This is a genomic window from Streptomyces sp. PA03-1a (genome assembly GCF_033792805.1).
Classification (GTDB): domain Bacteria; phylum Actinomycetota; class Actinomycetes; order Streptomycetales; family Streptomycetaceae; genus Actinacidiphila.
In genome coordinates this window covers 1-3377 of sequence record NZ_JARAVO010000420.1, presented here as the reverse complement: position 1 = coordinate 3377, position 3377 = coordinate 1, and the positions used below count along the sequence as shown (strand labels likewise).

At 70.7% G+C, this 3377-nt stretch carries 1 protein-coding gene and 1 pseudogene; both read right to left on the bottom strand.

Annotation, left to right across the window (positions count from 1 at the left end; translation table 11 throughout):
• Positions 1–352 precede the first annotated feature (352 nt).
• Positions 353–1182 (bottom strand): annotated as a pseudogene (locus tag PV341_RS44315) (IS5 family transposase).
• Between the two features lie 44 nt (positions 1183–1226).
• A complete protein-coding gene (locus tag PV341_RS44310) occupies positions 1227–3329 on the bottom strand; it encodes a restriction endonuclease (protein ID WP_500360910.1) in 2103 nt (700 codons plus the stop codon).
• Between the last annotated feature and the right edge of the window lie 48 nt (positions 3330–3377).

Below are 3377 nucleotides of genomic sequence, written 5' to 3'. Positions count from 1 at the left end.
GACACCCCTCGACCGAGGGTGAACGACCCCCCCACCGAAGAAAGACCCGGTCGAGCACCACCCCGCCGCGCGCACCGGCAAGCCCACAACATCACCCGGAACGCGCGGCGGGCCCCCTCTCGTCACAACGCCAACCACCCCGCAAGAAGAACTCCCGCCGACGGGGTGCAACGTGACAACGTGCTTGTCCGGGCGAGGGATCCTGTAGCAGGGGTGGGCACCATTGCTGCGCGTCGCAGAGGCCGTGCGCGTGGCGCAACGGGCATCTCCTCGCGGGGTGCGGATGCGTCCTACCGGACCGGTACCCCATCGTCCGCAGGCGGCGCCGGATGCTAGAGCCTGTCGTCAAACGTCAGGCCCACGTCAGGAGGGATGCGAGGGTGACAGCGGCCTGGAAGGACTGGGCGGTCTTGTCGTAGCGGGTGGCGATGCCGCGCCATTGCTTGAGGCGGTTGAAGCAGCGTTCCACGACGTTGCGCCGCTTGTAGACCGCCTTGTCGAAGGCCGGGGGTCGTCCGCCGCGGCGTCCGCGCCGGAGCCGGTTGCGGATCTGGTCGGCCCGCTCGGGAATGGTGTGGGCGATGCCCCGCTCACGCAGCCAGGTGCGGATGGCCCGGGAACTGTAGCCCTTGTCGCCGATGACATGCGAGGGCCGGATCCGGGGCCGGCCAGCTCCGATCCGGGGCACGCGGATGGCCTGCATGACGGCGGTGAACTGGGTGCAATCATTGGTGTTGCCGCCGGTGATCGTGAAGCCGAGCGGGCGGCCCAGACCGTCGCAGGCAAGGTGAATCTTGCTGGTCAGGCCGCCCCTGGACCGCCCGAGCCCCGAGCTGCGGAGCCCCCTTTTCGGGCCCCCGCAGCATGCTGGTGGGCCCGCACGATGGTGGAGTCGACCGACACCATCCAGTCGACGGCACCGGCCGCATCCGCCTTGGCCTGGGCGGCCCGCAGCATCCGCTCGAAGGTGCCGTCGGCCGCCCACCGGCGGAACCGCGTGTGCAGCGTGGCCCAGGACCCGTACCGCTCGGGCACATCTCGCCAGGCCGACCCCGTCCGGAACTTCCAAACGATCCCGTTCAGGACCATCCGATCGTCCAGCCGCTTCCGTCCCGTTGCCGCACGCGGCAACAGTGGCCAGACGAACTCCCACTCGGCGTCTGACAGTTCATGGCGACGTATCACCAGTCCATGATCCACCAGGCAAGATCGTTTGACGACAGACCCTAGGACACCTCGATGCCGTGCTCCTGCACCAGGGCTTCCAGGCCGCCAGGGTATCCCTTGCCTCCGATGACGAAGTCCCAGTCGCCGCTGGCGCGGCGGCGGAAGGAGCCGAGGACCAGGGCTGTTTCTCCGCGGCGGCCGTCGGAGACCTCCAGGCGGCCGAGTTCCTCACCCAAGGGGCCCAGGAGCCGGATGAAGGCGTCGGTGAATCCGGAAAGGTCTGCCTCGGGGTTGGTGACGGGGTCGACGGCCGCGGCCAGGACGAGCCGGTCCGCCCTTTCCGGCAGCGCCTCGAAGGCCACGCGGATGGCGGCCTTGTCCGGGGCGGTGGCGGTCACCGACCGCACGCTTCCCTCCGGGGTCCGGGGGTTGTTGAAGAACACGAAGTGGTCGTCGCTCAGCACCCGGGATCCCTGGCACACCAGGGCGCACACGTCCAGGGCGACACTGCCCGACCACGACATGCCCAGCACGTTGTGGTCCTGGGCGGGGCCGGCGGTCCTCTCATCGGGGGCAGGCTGCTGCTGCGGGACGCCGGCCTGCGTGTCGCCGAGCCTGCCGCTCAGTCCGTGGCGGTGCAGGAGGTCCACCAGTTCGGTGCCCGCGATCAGTTCCAGCGGTTTTCCGCCTGCGAAGGTGTGCGAGCCGGGACCGAACCCCGAGGTGGTGACGAGCACGCCCTTGTTGGCGCCGGCGTCCTGCACGGTGCCGTACAGGTCACGCACCGCGCTGGGCGGCACCGTGTTCCGGTAGCGCTTGACCTGGACGACGATCTTCCCGCCGCGGATCGGGGCCGGGTCCTCGGCCTGCACGTCCACGCCGCCGTCGCCTGAGCGCTGGGTCGTCACCGCATCCATGCCCATGGCGCGGAACAGGTCTGCCACCAGTGCCTCGAAGGCGATCGGGTCCATCTCGTACAGGTCCCGCTCTTCCTGCCCTCCGTGGCTGACCGTGCCCGACCCGCCCACGTCGCCGGGCAGCCGGTGCGGCCGTATCGCGGTGCGCTGGTCGGGGCGGGCCGACAGCTGTCCGCGCAGCCCGCCGGTCAGGCAGTCCACGGCGCTGACCTGTTCCAGGTTCAGCGGGGCAAAGGATGTGCGGGTGACCATCACCGTCGCCACGAAGATCTCCGTACGCCGGCCGGTCGCCGGATCGTGGTCGTCGACGAAGCCGTTGAGCGCGATCGAGTCCAGCGCCCCGAACCCGTCGGCGGCGAACAGCTCCCGCAGCGCCAGCAGGACACACTGGGCGAGGACATCGCGGTACAGCTCCCGCCGCTGGGCTGCCGGGCGGGCGGTCTCCTTGTCCTGGTCCGCGCCGGGCATGTACCGCACCAGCTTCGCCTCGGGGACGATGTCGTACTTCGGGAGCTCCCAGTTCACCACCAGCTGCCGCGCCGGCGCGTCGTACGCGGCGGTCAGCCGGCGCGGCAGGCCCTCCGGCCAGCCGGCCGAGGCGTACAAGGCGGCCGAGAAGTACTCCACAGCCGCCTCGGGGTCCCCGTCGCGAACGGCGCCGGCCAGCTGCGTGATGCCGGCGTTGTGGCCGCGGATCTCCGCCAGCTGGCCGGCCGCCCACTGGTCGTACTGCTGCCGGTACGCCGCCAACTGCTGCTGGCGCTGCGCTTCGGCAGCCTGGGCGGCATGCCAGTCACGCTCAAAGCGGTCCCGTGCTTCCTGCTGGGCCTGAGCCCGCCGGTTCGCCGTCCAACCACCTGGCGCCGCCTGGTACTGATTCGGGTCGGGCATCGCCACCGGATAGCCCAGCCGGCCGGGCGCGAACGGCTCGAGCTGCTCGGAACGCGCCAGAGCATCCAGCCGGAACGCCGGTGTACGGCACCCGGACGCCAGCAACGTCCGCAACTCCTCGACACGGGCTTCCAGCTCACGCGTCCGCCGCTGCGCATCGGCCTCCCGGTGCTGCCGGTACGCAGCCTGCTGCTCGCGCCGGCTCCGCGCCAGATCACGCTCATACGTCCGCTGCTGCCGCTCCGCACTGCGCAACTGCTGCACCCGGGCCCGCTGCTGGGCCTCCACCTGCCGCTGCTGCTGACGCTGCGCCTCAGCCCAGATCCCGATCAACCCACCAGAGCGACGACTCATGACGCTACAGGCCCTCCCCAGGGACACCGTTGTCCCACCCCACCCCTA

What these genes read in the sequence shown, in the direction of transcription:
- PV341_RS44310 (WP_500360910.1), bottom strand. Translation starts at nt 3,329, where the DNA reads ATGAGTCGTCGCTCTGGTGGGTTGATCGGGATCTGGGCTGAGGCGCAG.